Consider the following 15,769-nt stretch of genomic DNA (forward strand, 5'->3'; position numbering starts at 1 on the left):
CTGAAGGCGCTCCCCTGCTAAGGGAGTATACGGTTTATCCCGTATCGAGGGTTCGAATCCCTCCTTCACCGCCATTCTTGCAACGTTGATTTATCAACAAAAAGTGCGTCCTTAGCTCAGCTGGATAGAGTACCTGGCTACGAACCAGGCGGTCGGAGGTTCGAATCCTCCAGGACGCGCCATATCTCTTTTGAGATATAACAATGAAAACGGTGAGGTGGCCGAGAGGCTGAAGGCGCTCCCCTGCTAAGGGAGTATACGGTTTATCCCGTATCGAGGGTTCGAATCCCTCCTTCACCGCCATTCATTGACTGGCCCGATGGCCTTTTTTTTGTTTTGTAAGAAATGAATGTGATTTACTTCACAACTTCTTAGCAAGAAGATCTGCGCGTCCTTAGCTCAGCTGGATAGAGTACCTGGCTACGAACCAGGCGGTCGGAGGTTCGAATCCTCCAGGACGCGCCACTTATTAAAGGGTAATGCCCTGATGTTGACGAAAGTCGATATCGAAAACTTGCGCGTCCTTAGCTCAGCTGGATAGAGTACCTGGCTACGAACCAGGCGGTCGGAGGTTCGAATCCTCCAGGACGCGCCACTTATTAAAGGGTAATGCCCTGATGTTGACGAAAGTCGATATCGAAAACTGCGCGTCCTTAGCTCAGCTGGATAGAGTACCTGGCTACGAACCAGGCGGTCGGAGGTTCGAATCCTCCAGGACGCGCCACTCATTGAAACAGCCTCGCAATTGCGAGGCTTTTTTGTATCTAGACATCTGAAATATGGCGTAGGATCACTAGAGCCTATGTTCCTCTTTTTTAAAAGCGAATATGTGCGTATCTAAGCAATTTACTATCAAGCTTCTGTCGCATCGTGTGAAATCATCCTGATTATCCCTCCTATACACTGACTTCCATTTTTCATTTCAATTACTCTTATGTAGTTACTTTGTTTGTTATTTGTTTATTAATTGTTAATTTTATTCATCTTTTTGTTTTTGTTGGTTTTTACTGCGTGAGTACCGATTTGATTTTGAAATCTAAATCGCAGTTTTTATTTATGTCCTCCTTTACTCTGTTCATAAGGTGGTAGCGATTTGAAGTGATTATTTTGTCATGAACTGTGATCTGGGTAGTGAATAAATAATCATTTATCAGGATTACTACAAACCTTCCTTAAACAAAATTGACAAAATTTAACCAATCGAGATAATCCATGGGTCGGGATTTGACACTATTAAAGTCCTGCACGTTGTCAGGATGACAAAGAAAGGAAGCAACATGACTAATATAGGAAGCCTGCTAGTAGATGCGGCCACCCTGATGCTAACGGGGATGGCGGTCGTATTTATTTTCCTCACTATTCTTGTTTATCTCGTTCGGTTAATGTCGAAATTGGTACCAGAAGAAGTACCAGAGCCGATCGCAGCACCAAAAACAAACACTAATATTCAATCAACCTCTTCAGCTGTTAGTCCACAAGTAGTGGCGGCGATCTCGGCTGCGATTCATAAACATCGCGCCTCATTCGCGAAGTAGCCGAACTAGGATTAAAAAGGAGTTTAAGATCATGTCTAAACCACTAGCTATTACTGATGTGGTCCTTCGTGATGCCCATCAATCACTATTTGCTACGCGTATGCGTATTGAGGATATGCTGCCTATCGCAGCTGAGTTGGATAAGGTTGGTTACTGGTCTCTAGAGACTTGGGGTGGTGCAACATTTGATTCTTGTATTCGATTCTTAGGGGAAGACCCTTGGGAGCGTTTACGTGAACTAAAAAAAGCGATGCCTAATACACCAATGCAAATGCTACTGCGTGGTCAAAACCTTTTAGGATACCGCCATTATGCCGACGACGTAGTAGAGAAGTTTGTTGAACGCGCGCATGCTAACGGCATGGATGTATTCCGTATTTTTGATGCAATGAATGACGTGCGAAACTTCCAGAAAGCCGTTAAAGCAACGGTTGATGTTGGTGCGCATGCTCAAGGTACGTTGTCTTACACTACGAGCCCAGTGCATAACGCAGACACTTGGGTTGACTTGGCAAAACGCCTAGAGGATTTAGGTTGTCATTCGCTGTGTATTAAAGATATGTCTGGCTTACTTAAGCCTTATGAAGCGGAAGAGCTTATCACGCGTATCAAAGCGTCTTGTGATGTGCCATTGGCACTTCATTGTCATGCAACAACGGGGCTGTCTACAGCAACAGCAGTAAAAGCAGTAGAAGCCGGTATTGATATTCTCGATACTGCGATTTCTTCAATGAGTTGTACTTACGGTCATACACCGACTGAAACGGTAGTCGCTATGCTAGAAGGCACCGAGCGAGATACCAATTTGAAACTCGAGCAACTGGAACCTATCGCCGCATATTTCCGTGAGGTACGTAAGAAGTATGCGAAGTGGGAAGGCCAGTTAAAAGGAGTCGATTCACGCATCCTGATTGCTCAAGTGCCTGGTGGTATGCTGACCAATATGGAAGGCCAGTTGAAAGAGCAGGGCGCTGCGGATCGCATTGATGAAGTATTAGAAGAGATCCCTCGTGTACGTGAAGATCTTGGTTTCATTCCATTGGTGACTCCAACTTCACAGATCGTCGGTACGCAAGCGGTGATTAACGTTCTTACTGGCGAGCGCTATAAGAGTATTACCAAGGAAACCGCTGGTCTATTGAAAGGTGAGTACGGTCAAGCGCCAGCCGAGTTAAATGCAGAACTGCAAGCGAAAGTGCTTGATGGTAAAGAGCCAATTACCTGTCGTCCTGCCGATTTACTTGAGCCTGAAATGGAGACGCTTACGGTTGATCTGATGGAGAAAGCGAAATCAGAAGGCATTAAGCTAGCAAGTGAGCGTGTTGATGACGTACTCACTTATGCACTTTTCCCTCAAGTTGGGCTTAAGTTCCTTAAGAATCGTGAAAACCCAGAAGCATTTGAGCCTGCACCAACGCTAGAAGCTGCAAAGCCTGCTGTACCTGCGGCTCAACCAGCAACTGGCGGTGTAGAAACTTATAGTGTACGTGTTGACGGGCAGGTGTATGAGGTGGAAGTTGGTCCTAAAGGTGAACTGACATCTGTTGCTCCTTCTAATGCACCGGCAAAATCGGCTACACCTAGCACACCTTCTAATGCTTCAGCTGAAGCGGTGCCTGCTCCTCTTGCAGGTAACATCTTCAAAGTGAATGTTCAGCCTGGTGCTGAGGTAGCTGAAGGCGATGTATTGCTCATCCTTGAAGCGATGAAAATGGAAACTGAAGTACGAGCGGCGCGTGGTGGTGTGGTTCAAGAGCTGAACGTTAAAGAAGGCGATGCTGTCACAGTAGGTGCGCCTCTGTTGAGCCTGGCGTAAGGGAGTATCATGGACGGATTGTTAACCCTTTGGGCAGAAACAGGGATCGCTAACTTCGAGTTCGGCCAAATCTGTATGATGCTGGTTGGTTGTACTTTGCTGTTTTTGGCAATTAAAAAAGGATTTGAACCTTTACTGTTATTGCCGATTGGTTTCGGTGCTATTTTGGCGAATATTCCAAATGCTGGCTTTACTGAGCCTGGTGGCTTGCTCTACTACGTTTACTACATTGGGATTGAATCGGGTGTGTTCCCGCTATTGATCTTCATGGGTGTGGGCGCGATGACCGACTTTGGTGCTTTGATCGCAAACCCAAAAACGTTGTGGTTAGGTGCGGCTGCGCAGTTTGGTATTTTTGCAACACTGTTTGGCGCTATTTTGCTCAACTATGTACCTGGCATGGAGTTCTCCATGGCAGATGCTTCGTCTATCGCGATCATCGGTGGTGCTGATGGGCCGACAGCGATTTTCTTAGCGAGTAAGCTCTCTCCAGATCTGCTAGGTGCGATTGCAGTCGCGGCATACAGCTATATGGCATTGGTGCCGATCATCCAGCCACCAATCATGAAAGCACTGACAACCAAGGAAGAACGTCAAATTAAGATGGCTCAGCTTCGTCATGTTGGTAAATGGGAGAAAGTCATCTTCCCGCTTGCTGTATTACTGATGACGATTCTGTTCTTACCTTCAGCTACGCCATTGGTTGGTATGTTCTGTTTGGGTAACTTGATGCGTGAAGCTGGTGTGGTCGATCGTTTATCGAAAACTGCTCAAAATGAATTGATCAACATAGTGACTATCTTTTTAGGTCTTGGTGTTGGTTCTAAGCTGCAAGCTGAGCAGTTCTTGAACCTAGAAACCTTAGGTATCTTGGGGTTAGGCGCAGTTGCATTTAGTATCGGTACTGGTGCGGGCGTCCTGATGGCGAAACTGCTTAACAAGTTCTCGAAAGAAGACATCAACCCACTTATTGGTGCGGCTGGCGTTTCTGCGGTACCAATGGCCGCGCGAGTCGTAAACAAAGTTGGTTTACAAGCTAACCCGCAAAACTTCTTGTTAATGCATGCGATGGGACCAAACGTTGCTGGTGTGCTGGGTTCAGCCGTTGCGGCTGGTATATTGTTAGCACTTGTTGGTTAGACATTATTGAAAATGGAATGATCAACCAATTTACAAAATCACGATTAACTTAGGTTAACAAAATGGTTTATAGTCAAAGGGATGCTTTCGCATCCCTTTTTGTTTTCTTACAGGGAATGGTTTATGGAACACAAACAGATCGTTATCACTGAGTTTGGTGATGCCAATGTACTCGCGATTCAACATGCTTCTACACCATCACCACAGCTTGGTGAAGTCTTAGTAAAAGTCGCTTTTTCAGGCATAAATCCTATTGATGTCAAAATTCGAGCTGGGCTCGGTTGGGCGGCAGCGCAGAATAAGGATAATTTACCTTGGGTGCCAGGTTACGACATCTCAGGAAAAGTGATGTCTTGTGGAGAGGGGGCATCACGTTTTAATGAAGGTGATGAGGTGGCTGGATTTATTGGTTTCCCAGTTCGAGGCGGTGGTTACAGCCAATACATATGTGTTCCAGAAACTGAGTTAAGTCATGTTCCTAGCTCTGTCACTTTAGAGGCAGCTGCTGCATTACCGTTGGCGGGACAAACTGCGGCACAAGCTCTCAGTAAGGCTAATGTGAATGAAAACGATCGCGTACTTATCCTCGCTGGAGCCGGTGGTGTTGGACACCTCGCGGTACAAATTGCGATCGCGACGAAAGCGGAAGTCTTTACAACCTGCAGTGAACGAAATCTAGATTACCTTGCGACGCTCGGTGCTCATGCAGTGAACTATCAATTTGCACCAGTGTCAGAACGTGTTGAAGATGTTGATGTTTTGATTGATTTAGTAGGCGGAGATGCTGCGTTAGATGCGCTTAAATGCCTGAAAGACAATGCGAGAGTCATCACCGTTCCAACCATAACTGCTGAGCTGATTTGTGAAAAAGCCAAACTCCTAGGCTTTGAGGCTAGTGGCATGTTGGTTGAACCAGACCCTACGCAGTTAGATACCTTGTTGTACATGGTCGGCGTTGGCTTACTGAAGACTGAAATTCAACAGGTTTATCCTATGAGTGATGTCATTGGTGCTCACCAGCAGGTCGAATCAGGAAGAACCAGAGGCAAGGTGTTGCTTGATATGACATGCTAGAAGCATTTAACACGAGTTTTGAAAGTTTAGCGCTTTGGTTTTCAGATTCAGCATTATGGGTGCTTTTCATGACCGGTTTTCTCAGTGCCACGTTGTTGCCTGGTGGTTCTGAGGCGGGCTTAGTTGCCACTCTCTCATTAAATCAATACTCCGTTTCTTCAATTGTTATGGTCGCTACTATCGGTAATATGCTTGGTGGCTTAACAAATTATTGGCTTGGCTTGTGGATTCCCAACAAAGCACAAGAGGAAAAGCATGGTCATACCGCATTAAAGTGGCTCTCTAAGTATGGCTATTGGGGGTTGTTTTTTAGCTGGTTACCTGTAATAGGAGACCCGCTGTGTTTAGCCGCAGGGTGGCTAAGAATGAAGTTTCTGCCTTGCGTGATTTTAATATTTTTAGGAAAGGCTGCTAGGTATAGCTTACTTGCGGCCATCTATCTCGGATTATTTTAAGGAAAGTACATGAAGATGTTTTGGGTTGGCGCGTGTTCACTGTTGGTGATCACGGGCTGTGCATCAAATACGCCAGTTTCATCACTGCCGAAAGGGGTAACTTTCGTTGAGTCATCGAAAGCTGAAGAAGGCAAAGTTAAGATTCCATACCAAAAGTACAAACTCGATAATGGTTTAACGGTGATCTTAGCTCCTGAAGATTCTGACCCATTGGTCCATGTGGATGTGACTTACCATGTTGGTTCAGCTCGTGAAGAAGTGGGTAAGTCTGGTTTTGCGCATTTCTTTGAGCACATGATGTTCCAAGGCTCAGAGAACGTTGGTGACCAAGAGCACTTCAGAATCATCACAGAGGCTGGCGGCACGTTAAATGGTACAACAAACCGCGATCGTACTAACTACTTTGAAACTGTCCCTGCTAACCAGCTCGAGAAAATGCTGTGGTTAGAGTCTGACCGTATGGGCTTTTTGCTGGATGCGGTTTCTCAACGCAAATTTGAAATTCAGCGTTCGACTGTAAAAAATGAGCGAGCTCAGCGTTACGATAATCGTCCTTATGGCTTGATTTGGGAGCGCATGTCCGAAGCGCTATATCCTGAAGGTCATCCGTATTCGTGGCAAACCATTGGTTATGTTGAAGATCTTGATCGTGTTGATGTGAACGACCTCAAAGCGTTTTTCTTGCGTTGGTATGGCCCAAACAATGCGACTATCACGATCGGTGGTGACTTAGACGTTGAACAGACTCTAGAGTGGGTAAATAAGTACTTCGGTTCGATTCCTCGTGGTCCTGAGGTTGAAAATGCGCCGAAACAACCTGCAAAACTGCAAGAAGACAAATACATCACGCTAGAAGATCGTATTCAACAACCTATGGTGATGATCGCGTGGCCAACAACCTACAACGGCGAAGAAAGCCAAGCGTCTCTCGACACGTTATCAGAAGTATTGGGTGGCGGTACCAACAGCGTGCTCTATCAAGACCTAGTGAAGACTCAAAAAGCGGTCGATGCTGGTTCATTCCATGACTGTGCTGAACTGGCGTGTAACTTTTACGTTTACGCAATGGGTGATTCTGGAGACAAAGGCGACCTATCAAAACTGTACGACGAGCTTTTACAATCACTGAATCAGTTTGCGGAAAAAGGCGTGACAGAAGATCGCCTTGAGCAGTTGAAGGGTAAAGCGGAAGCGGATGCTATTTTTGCGCTAGAAAGCGTTAAAGGTAAAGTGACTCAGTTGGCTTCCAACGAGACATTTTTCGGCGATCCTGATCGTCTTGAGCAACAGCTTGAACAAATCCGTGCAGTTACGCCGACTTCGGTAGAAAAAGCGTATACGGACTTTATCCAAGGTAAGAACAAAGTGACCCTAAGCGTGGTCCCAAAAGGAAAAACAGACCTTGTCGTAAAACCTGCGACCTTTGTGACACCAAAGCGTACGTTGCCAGAATATGAGAAGATTTCCGATGACCAATTGGCGTATCGTCGTGCGACCGATAACTTCGATCGCTCAGTGCAACCGCCAGTAGGAGAACCAGTGAAAGCGACGATGCCAGAGCTGTACGAGTTACATTTCAAGAATGGCTCAGAGCTGCTTGGTGCAGTTAGCGATGAAACGCCGACGGTGATGATGCAATTTAGTCTACCTGCCGGGACACGTTTTGTTGAAAAGGGTAAAGAAGGTCTTGCCCAATTGACCGCTGCGATGTTGCAAGAAGGCACAACGAAACGCAGTGTCGAAGAGATTCAAGCTGAGCTTGATAAACTGGGTAGTGTTATCTCTGTTAATGCCACAGGTTATACAACAAACATCAGTGTTTCTGCTCTAGAAAAGAACTTAGAGCCGACGTTAAAAATTGTCGAAGAGATGTTGCTGTCTCCTGCATTTAATCAAGATGATTTCGAGCGTGTAAAAATGCAAGCGCTAGAAGGCCTGGTATATGAGCACCAAAATCCAAGTTGGATGGCGTCACAAGCGAGTCGCCAGGTGCTCTATGGGGATTCGGTTTTTGCTCGACCAAAAGACGGCACGCAAGCAGGTGTCAGTGCATTAACGTTGGATGATGTCCGTGAATTCTACTCGAAGCATTACACGCCACAAAGTGCGCAAATCGTCGTTGTTGGTGACATCAATAAACAGGAAATTGAGCAGCAACTGACGTTCTGGAAAAACTGGCAAGATGAAGCTGCGCCATTGTATGCACCGCAAAGCATTGCTGCATTAGGTGAGCAAAAGATCCATCTTGTTGATAAACCAGGAGCGCCGCAAAGTGTGGTCATGATGGTTCGTCAAGGTATGCCTTACGACGCAACGGGCGATTTTTACCTAAGCCAACTGGCAAACTTCAACTTAGCTGGGAACTTCAATAGCCGCATTAACCAAAATCTACGTGAAGACAAGGGTTACACATACGGTGCTTACGGCTATTTCTCTGGTAATCCAGAAACAGGCTCGGTGGTTTTCACCGCGCAAGTACGAGCGGATGCAACGGTTGCTTCGATCATTGAGATGGAAAATGAGCTAAATGAATACTCGCAGTCAGGTATTACTGATGAAGAGATGAAATTTATGCGTCAAGCGGTCGGTCAAAAAGATGCACTGAAATATGAAACGCCAACACAAAAAGCGGAGCTCATCAGTGATATTCTTAAGTACAACCTCGATCATGATTACTTGCAGCAAAGAAACGCTATCGTAGAAAAAGTTGATAAGCAGACGTTGAATGCGCTGGCTCAGAAATGGTTTGATCCAAATGACTATCAAATTATCGTCGTTGGTGATGCTAAATCGTTGCGTCCTCAATTAGAAAAGTTGGGGAAAGACGTAGAAGAGCTTGAAATCATTCGATAGAGTACACATTTAATAGCGGAGAAACGTTTCTCCGCTATTCATCTAGATAAGCAACTTTTCGTGGGTTATTTATCTAGATGCATTAACTATCAATAACTTAGCTTACACTTGTGTTATGTAACAAGTGTCCTGCTCCCAATATAAGCGAACCTCATTTTGACTGATTTTGCTGCGCGACTAAAAAAAGTTGCATCAAACCCCGAAGTATTTAAGCAGTTTGGACGCGGTGTTGAGCGAGAAACTTTGCGCTATCGTCAGGATGGACATCTAGCTACAACTCCTCATCCTGAAGGGTTAGGCTCTGCGTTCACAAATCAATGGATCACAACGGATTTTTCGGAATCATTGTTAGAGTTCATTACGCCTGTGTCACATGAAATTCCAGAACTGATGGCACAGCTGAAAGATATCCATCATTTCACTCAAACCAAAATGGGTGAAGAGAAAATGTGGCCACTATCAATGCCGTGCTACGTAGACTCAGAGGATGATATTCAGTTAGCCCAGTATGGCTCTTCGAATGCAGCGAAAATGAAAACGTTGTACCGAGAAGGCCTAAAGCGTCGTTATGGCAGCCTGATGCAAATTATTTCAGGTGTCCACTTTAACTTCTCGTTTCCTGAAACATTTTGGGATGCGCTCTATGGCGAGCAAGATGAACAAGCCCGCCAAGATGCTAAGTCTGATGCGTACTTTGCGTTGATCCGTAATTACTACCGCTTTGGCTGGATGATTCCCTACTTCTTTGGTGCATCACCAGCGTTATGTGGCTCTTTTATTCAAGGTCGTGAAACCGATCTGCCATTCGAGAAGATTGGCGGGACATTATATTTGCCGAAGTCGACGTCTTTGCGTTTGAGCGATCTTGGCTATACCAATAGTGCTCAAAGTGTGCTGAAAATTGGTTTTAACAGCATTGACCAATACCTCGATGGTTTGAGTGATGCGATTCGCCACCCATCAGAAGAGTTTGCGAAAATTGGGGTAAAAGTTGATGGTGAATACCGCCAGCTTAATTCCAATATCTTACAAATTGAGAATGAACTGTACGCTCCGATTCGTCCAAAACGTGTATCGAAAAGTGGTGAGAAGCCTTCAGATGCGTTACGACGCGGTGGTGTCGAATACATTGAAGTTCGTTCTCTAGATGTTAACCCATTCAGCGCAGTGGGTTTAAATGAAGAGCAAGTACGATTCTTGGATCTCTTCCTTACCTGGGCGGCCTTGTCAGACTCAGACCCTATGGATAACTGTGAATTAGAGTGTTGGCGCGATAACTGGAATAAAGTCATTGTTTCTGGCCGTGAAAAAGGTCTAATGCTGCAAATTGGTTGCCAAGGTGAGCGTCTATCTCTACAAGATTGGGCACACCGAGTTTTCGTCGAGTTACGTCAAATAGCACAGCAAATGGATATGACCGCTGGTGGCAGTGCATACCAAGATGTGTGTAATCAACTCGAGACATGGATTGATAACCCAGAACTAACGATCTCTGGTCAACTATTAGAGCTAACGAAAGAGCTGGGTGGGCTAGGTAAAGTTGGTTGTACTCTTGGTATGAAGTACCGTGATGAAAACCTAGCTCACGGTTATCAGTACTATTCACAAGATACGATGGAAACGGAAGTAGCGTCGTCCGTGGAAAAACAAAAGCAAGCAGAGCAGAGTGATACGCTTTCTTTTGATGATTTTTTGGAAGATTACTTTGCTTACCTGAAGCAGTAATGACTAACTAAGGATTGGTGCGGTTGAACATTAAGTCGTCAGTAGTAGCGGTACTTGGAAGCGTGTTACTTGCAGGTTGTGCTACGGCACCGCCAAAGCAGCAGAATAACTTATGCGAGATATTCCGAGAGAAATCCGGTTGGTACGATGATGCCAAAGATATGGAAGATGAATGGGGGACCCCTATTCATGTCGCTATGGCCATCATTAAACAAGAAAGCAGCTTTCGGCACGATGCAAAACCACCTAAAGATTATTTGCTAGGGTTTATTCCTTGGGGACGAGTCAGCAGTGCGTATGGTTACGCTCAAGCTCAAGACCCTGCTTGGGAAGACTTCCAAGATGCCACAGGTCAGGGTGGCTCTCGTACCAACTTCGATGATTCTATGATGTTTGTCGGTTGGTATACTCATGAAACACGGCGTCAGCTAGGGATTTCATTATGGGATCCCTATAACCAGTATCTGGCTTATCATGAAGGGCGAGGTGGGTATAAGCGAGGTACTTATAATCGAAAGCCTAGTTTAATCAAAGTCGCTCGACGTGTTGAACAAACAGCGAAAACTTATGGCTGGCAGCTGAAGCAATGTCGTCAGGAATTAGAAGACAACAGCAGCTGGTTCTTTTAGCCCACAGTCAGTTCATGTGCTGTAGGGATGAATGACATTTATCCATTACCGAAAGGTACTGGAGTTACAATCAGGAGAGATGTAATGCCTTTACTCGATAGTTTTACCGTGGACCACACTCGTATGAACGCACCCGCTGTACGAGTGGCGAAAACCATGCAGACCCCAAAAGGGGATACGATTACTGTTTTCGACTTACGCTTTACTGCGCCAAACAAAGACATTCTTTCTGAAAAAGGTATTCACACCCTAGAGCACCTTTATGCAGGCTTTATGCGTAATCACCTAAACGGTGATTCTGTTGAGATCATCGATATTTCGCCTATGGGTTGCCGCACAGGTTTTTACATGAGCCTGATTGGCACACCATCAGAGCAGCAAGTCGCAGATGCTTGGATTGCAGCAATGGAAGATGTGCTGAAGGTAGAAAGTCAGAATAAGATCCCTGAACTTAACGAATACCAATGCGGCACGGCAGCAATGCACTCTTTAAAAGAAGCACAACAGATCGCAAAGAACATTTTGGATGCTGGTGTTTCGGTGAACAAAAATGATGAACTTGCTTTGCCTGAGTCGATGTTAAAAGAGTTGCGCATCGACTAGGTGCTCATTAAGAAGCATATTGCCCCAATAAGTAAAAAGCCTGACATGAGTCAGGCTTTTCTTTTGGTTATTTGGATGTCGATTTTTTCTTCTTCGGATAAACACGAACGAGCTTGATTCGGTTCTCTTCAATCTCAACAAGTTCCATTGGGTGACCCGCTACTCTCACACTTAGATGGCTCTCAGGAATATCTTCCAAGTGTTCTAAAATGAGCCCGTTTAGCGTTCTCGGGCCATCCGTTGGTAAATCCCATTTCAGGCCTTTGTTGATATCTCGGATATTGGTGCTGCCTTCAATAAGAAAGCTTCCGTCACCTTGAGGACTGATTTCATCAGAGAGGCTTGGAGAAATGGACGTCGTGAACTCACCAATGATCTCTTCCAGAATATCTTCAAGAGTGATTAGACCGATGATATCACCGTACTCATCCACGATCAGACCGATACGTTGCTTGTTACGTTGGAATTTCAACATTTGCACGTTCAGTGGTGTGCCTTCTGGGATGTAATAGACCTCATCAGCAGCACGTAATAGCGTTTCTTTGTTGAATTCGTTCTTTTCCAACATCAGACGATAAGCCTCGCGCAAGCGCAGCATGCCAACCACTTCATCAATTTGGTCACGATAGAAAACTATGCGTCCATGTGGTGAGTGGGTTAGCTGACGAACAATGGATTTCCAGTCGTCATTAATATCGATACCAGTAATTTCATTGCGTGGGACCATAATGTCGTTCACGGTGACGTGCTCAAGATCCAAAATCGACACCAGCATGTCTTGGTGTCGGCGAGGAATCAAACCGCCAGCTTCATTTACCACCGTACGCAGCTCATCGGAGCTAAGATGATCTTCTGCTGAGTGATCCGCTCTTACGCCAAGTAAGCGGATAAAGCCATTCGTAATAAAGTTAACAAGCATCACTAAAGGCGACAGTAACTTCATCAGTATGGTCAATAATATACTGCTCGCGTAGGACACGCGTTCAGGGTAAAGCGCTGCAATTGTTTTAGGGGTAACCTCGGCAAAAACCAGTACAACCATAGTTAGTGCACCGGTTGCGATAGCGACACCTAAATCACCATACAAACGCATACCAATAATGGTTGCGATAGCAGACGCGAGAATATTAACGAGGTTGTTGCCGATAAGAATAAGACCAATCAAACGATCTGGACGGTCTAATAGTCTTTCGACTCGCTTAGCACCCTTATGCCCGTTTTTGGCTAAGTGTTTTAAGCGATAACGATTCAGAGACATCATCCCTGTTTCTGAACCGGAAAAGTAACCTGATATGACGATAAGACACGCGAGTAGCGCAAACAAGATACCCGTAGAGATGTCGTCCAAAACGTTGCTGTTCCTTGTAAGTATTGGGTTATATAACGGTTGAGTAAGTCCGTTAAGTCAAAGAGTTAAGGCGTACTGTATTTTATCTAGCCTAAAATATAAAGGATAGGAGCCCTAGAGCTCCTTAATTCAAGATGATTTCTTTTACAAAGCGACTGCCAAAATATGCCAGAGTTAACAGTGTTGCTCCTGCAACAGCGAACCATGTGACTTTTCTACCACGCCAGCCTTTTTGATAGTGACCCCAAAGCAGTATTGAGTACACCACCCAAGCGATGAAAGAAAGAATGCCCTTATGTGCCTTACCTTGGGCAAACATATCCTGCACAAAGACAAAGCCAGTAATGAGCGTGGCAGTTAACAATAAGTTACCGATCAAAATAATTTTGAAGAGTTGACGCTCCACCATTAATAGAGGCGGCAGGTTTGGGTTAATCGCCAAAGATTTTTTTGCTTTCAGTTTGTGATCCAGCCAAGCCAACTGAAGCGCATAGAGTGCCCCGATAGTTAAAGTCGCGTATGAGAAGAGCGCAAATGAAATATGAATGAGTAGCTTAGGGTCATTCTCTAGGTGCTTTATAAACGTGCTTGGCAAAAATGTGGCAGCAGATAAATTGATGGCAGCAAAGCTATAAACGACAGGCAATAAAAACCACAGTCGGTTTTTCAACATAGCAAGGCTCATGACCAGAGAAATAATAAAACTGATCAAAGAAGCCACGTTGAGAATACTCAGGTTTTGACCTGAACCATCAAAGATCAGATCACTCAAAATCCACGCATGAAAAACAAGCGCACAGGCAGCACTAGCAAACACTGTTTTTGCTTTGATTCCTGACTGTTGTGAGAGTCCGGGTATGATGGTCGCAATCGCCAAGACATAAAGTATGGCGGCCGCGATGGCTATTAAGCTATCCATGAATCCTAAATATTATTGTGCACGATGGAGAAATTATACCTTGCATTACACTTTGGGGCTACGTTATATCCGACATCAATCGTGAGAGATGAGATATTGAAATTAATAAGTTACCGCACCATATATAAATAGAGACAAGAATAGGACAGCGGTACGGGTATGACTCAGACCTTGGCTAATGTATACTCACACTAATTAATCGCCATTTTAGCGAAGAGACAAAGATGTTTGAGAATTTAACGGATCGATTATCCAAAACGCTGAAAAATATCAGTGGTAAAGGTCGTCTGACCGAAGACAACATTAAAGAAACCCTACGTGAAGTCCGAATGGCTCTACTTGAAGCTGACGTTGCGCTTCCGGTCGTTCGTGAATTTGTGAACCGCGTTAAAGAAAAAGCGGTGGGCGTAGAAGTTTCTAAATCTCTGACTCCAGGTCAGGAATTTATCAAGATCGTTCAAACAGAACTTGAAGCCGTAATGGGTGAGTCGAATGAGGCGCTAAACCTTGCTGCTCAACCACCTGCTGTGCTTCTTATGGCTGGTCTACAAGGTGCGGGTAAAACCACATCGGTAGGTAAGTTATCTAAGCTTCTAAAAGAACGTGACAAGAAGAAAGTCTTGGTTGTGTCTGCCGACGTTTACCGTCCTGCGGCAATCAAGCAGCTTGAAACACTGGCATCAGACATCGGTGTTGACTTCTTCCCATCATCACCAGACCAAAAGCCTATTGATATCGCCAATGCAGCGATTGACCATGCGAAGAAAAAGTTCTACGACGTACTTATTGTCGATACCGCAGGTCGTTTGGCAATTGATGAAGAGATGATGGGGGAGATCAAAGATCTTCACGCAGCTATCAACCCAGTAGAAACGCTATTTGTTGTTGACGCCATGACGGGTCAAGACGCAGCAAATACAGCAAAAGCCTTTGGCGATGCGCTACCTCTTACCGGTGTAGTTCTAACTAAGGTTGATGGTGATGCTCGTGGTGGTGCGGCACTTTCAGTACGCCATGTCACGGGCAAACCAATCAAATTCTTGGGTGTCGGTGAAAAAACTGACGCGCTAGAACCGTTCCACCCAGATCGTGTTGCTTCACGTATTCTTGGCATGGGTGACGTTCTGTCTTTGATTGAAGACCTACAACGCAACGTTGACCAAGAAAAGGCAGAAAAGTTAGCGAAGAAGTTCAAAGAGAAGAAAGGTTTCGACCTTGAAGATTTCCGTGAACAGCTAGGCCAGATGCAAAACATGGGCGGCATGATGGGGATGATGGATAAGCTTCCAGGAATGTCCCAGCTACCAGACAATGTGAAAGATAAAGTCGATGACAAGATGTTCAAACAGATGGAAGCGATCATCAGCTCCATGACAATGAAAGAACGTCAACGCCCAGAAATTATCAAGGGCTCGCGCAAGAAGCGTATCGCGGCTGGTTCTGGTGTGCAGGTTCAAGATGTAAACCGCTTACTAAAACAGTTCACCCAAATGCAGAAAATGATGAAAAAGATGCAAAAAGGTGGCATGAAAGGCATGATGCGCAACATGCAAGGCATGATGGGCGGCATGGGAGGTGGCGGTGGCTTCAACCCATTTGGTCGTTAATTAATCGATCACGCATAGATTCAGGGTGTTAGGTACGTCACAAACTTTAAATTCAATTTATGTTG

General features: G+C 45.1%; 12 protein-coding genes and 5 tRNA genes. 15 read left to right on the forward strand and 2 right to left on the reverse strand.

The features are described from left to right. The first annotated feature begins 105 nt into the window (after positions 1 to 105). The 14 genes from R7P67_RS08360 to luxS all read left to right on the forward strand — a co-directional run bounded on the left by R7P67_RS08360 (position 106) and on the right by luxS (position 11,830). Positions 106 to 182, forward strand: a tRNA-Arg gene (locus tag R7P67_RS08360). 29 nt (positions 183 to 211) lie between these two features. Further along, positions 212 to 303 (forward strand) — tRNA-Ser (locus tag R7P67_RS08365). Positions 304 to 388: 85 nt separating this feature from the next. Beyond that, a tRNA-Arg gene (locus R7P67_RS08370) sits at positions 389 to 465 on the forward strand. A gap of 53 nt (positions 466 to 518) precedes the next feature. Next, positions 519 to 595, forward strand: a tRNA-Arg gene (locus R7P67_RS08375). Between the two features lie 52 nt (positions 596 to 647). After that, a tRNA-Arg gene (locus R7P67_RS08380) sits at positions 648 to 724 on the forward strand. A gap of 553 nt (positions 725 to 1,277) precedes the next feature. After that, on the forward strand, positions 1,278 to 1,535 hold the full coding sequence (locus tag R7P67_RS08385) for an oxaloacetate decarboxylase subunit gamma (protein WP_005379932.1): 258 nt from the start codon (positions 1,278 to 1,280) through the stop codon (positions 1,533 to 1,535). A gap of 31 nt (positions 1,536 to 1,566) precedes the next feature. Beyond that, positions 1,567 to 3,351 (forward strand): sodium-extruding oxaloacetate decarboxylase subunit alpha, encoded by a 1,785-nt coding sequence (gene oadA, locus R7P67_RS08390; RefSeq protein WP_225474072.1) that lies wholly within the window; start codon positions 1,567 to 1,569, stop codon positions 3,349 to 3,351. A 9-nt stretch (positions 3,352 to 3,360) separates the two neighbouring features. Next, the gene (locus R7P67_RS08395; protein ID WP_005379935.1) at positions 3,361 to 4,491 is read left to right on the forward strand and encodes a sodium ion-translocating decarboxylase subunit beta; all 1,131 of its coding nucleotides are present in this window, start codon (positions 3,361 to 3,363) and stop codon (positions 4,489 to 4,491) included. Between the two features lie 123 nt (positions 4,492 to 4,614). Next, positions 4,615 to 5,565, forward strand: coding sequence for an NADP-dependent oxidoreductase (locus R7P67_RS08400; protein WP_262653558.1), 951 nt, complete (start codon positions 4,615 to 4,617; stop codon positions 5,563 to 5,565). Further along, on the forward strand, positions 5,559 to 6,020 hold the full coding sequence (locus tag R7P67_RS08405; RefSeq protein ID WP_262653555.1) for a YqaA family protein: 462 nt from the start codon (positions 5,559 to 5,561) through the stop codon (positions 6,018 to 6,020). The genes R7P67_RS08400 and R7P67_RS08405 overlap by 7 nt, the downstream gene beginning before the upstream one ends. 9 nt (positions 6,021 to 6,029) lie before the next feature. Continuing rightward, on the forward strand, positions 6,030 to 8,873 hold the full coding sequence (locus tag R7P67_RS08410) for a M16 family metallopeptidase (protein ID WP_017820389.1): 2,844 nt from the start codon (positions 6,030 to 6,032) through the stop codon (positions 8,871 to 8,873). A 156-nt stretch (positions 8,874 to 9,029) separates the two neighbouring features. Beyond that, on the forward strand, positions 9,030 to 10,598 hold the full coding sequence (gene gshA, locus R7P67_RS08415) for a glutamate--cysteine ligase (protein WP_206970625.1): 1,569 nt from the start codon (positions 9,030 to 9,032) through the stop codon (positions 10,596 to 10,598). 23 nt (positions 10,599 to 10,621) lie between these two features. Next, the gene (locus tag R7P67_RS08420; protein WP_005379943.1) at positions 10,622 to 11,227 is read left to right on the forward strand and encodes a hypothetical protein; all 606 of its coding nucleotides are present in this window, start codon (positions 10,622 to 10,624) and stop codon (positions 11,225 to 11,227) included. An 84-nt stretch (positions 11,228 to 11,311) separates the two neighbouring features. Beyond that, positions 11,312 to 11,830 (forward strand): S-ribosylhomocysteine lyase, encoded by a 519-nt coding sequence (gene luxS, locus R7P67_RS08425; protein ID WP_017820391.1) that lies wholly within the window; start codon positions 11,312 to 11,314, stop codon positions 11,828 to 11,830. 67 nt (positions 11,831 to 11,897) lie between these two features. On the opposite strand, the gene R7P67_RS08430 is transcribed toward luxS, so the two are convergent. Continuing rightward, the gene (locus tag R7P67_RS08430; RefSeq protein WP_005379948.1) at positions 11,898 to 13,178 is read right to left on the reverse strand and encodes an HlyC/CorC family transporter; all 1,281 of its coding nucleotides are present in this window, start codon (positions 13,176 to 13,178) and stop codon (positions 11,898 to 11,900) included. Between the two features lie 124 nt (positions 13,179 to 13,302). Further along, the gene (locus R7P67_RS08435; RefSeq protein ID WP_005379950.1) at positions 13,303 to 14,097 is read right to left on the reverse strand and encodes an inner membrane protein YpjD; all 795 of its coding nucleotides are present in this window, start codon (positions 14,095 to 14,097) and stop codon (positions 13,303 to 13,305) included. A gap of 224 nt (positions 14,098 to 14,321) precedes the next feature. Between R7P67_RS08435 and ffh the strand changes: the two genes are divergently transcribed. Then, positions 14,322 to 15,704, forward strand: a complete 1,383-nt coding sequence (gene ffh / locus R7P67_RS08440) for a signal recognition particle protein (protein ID WP_005385423.1) — start codon at positions 14,322 to 14,324, stop codon at positions 15,702 to 15,704. Positions 15,705 to 15,769 lie beyond the last annotated feature (65 nt).

It is taken from the genome of Vibrio sp. Vb0937 (genome assembly GCF_033338855.1).

Excerpts from the sequence above, each read along its gene's own strand:
- luxS (WP_017820391.1), top strand. The coding sequence starts at position 11,312 with ATGCCTTTACTCGATAGTTTTACCGTGGACCACACTCGTATGAACGCA.
- R7P67_RS08405 (WP_262653555.1), top strand. The coding sequence starts at position 5,559 with ATGCTAGAAGCATTTAACACGAGTTTTGAAAGTTTAGCGCTTTGGTTT.
- R7P67_RS08395 (WP_005379935.1), top strand. The coding sequence starts at position 3,361 with ATGGACGGATTGTTAACCCTTTGGGCAGAAACAGGGATCGCTAACTTC.
- R7P67_RS08435 (WP_005379950.1), bottom strand. The coding sequence starts at position 14,097 with ATGGATAGCTTAATAGCCATCGCGGCCGCCATACTTTATGTCTTGGCG.
- R7P67_RS08400 (WP_262653558.1), top strand. The coding sequence starts at position 4,615 with ATGGAACACAAACAGATCGTTATCACTGAGTTTGGTGATGCCAATGTA.
- ffh (WP_005385423.1), top strand. The coding sequence starts at position 14,322 with ATGTTTGAGAATTTAACGGATCGATTATCCAAAACGCTGAAAAATATC.
- oadA (WP_225474072.1), top strand. The coding sequence starts at position 1,567 with ATGTCTAAACCACTAGCTATTACTGATGTGGTCCTTCGTGATGCCCAT.
- R7P67_RS08410 (WP_017820389.1), top strand. The coding sequence starts at position 6,030 with ATGAAGATGTTTTGGGTTGGCGCGTGTTCACTGTTGGTGATCACGGGC.
- R7P67_RS08385 (WP_005379932.1), top strand. The coding sequence starts at position 1,278 with ATGACTAATATAGGAAGCCTGCTAGTAGATGCGGCCACCCTGATGCTA.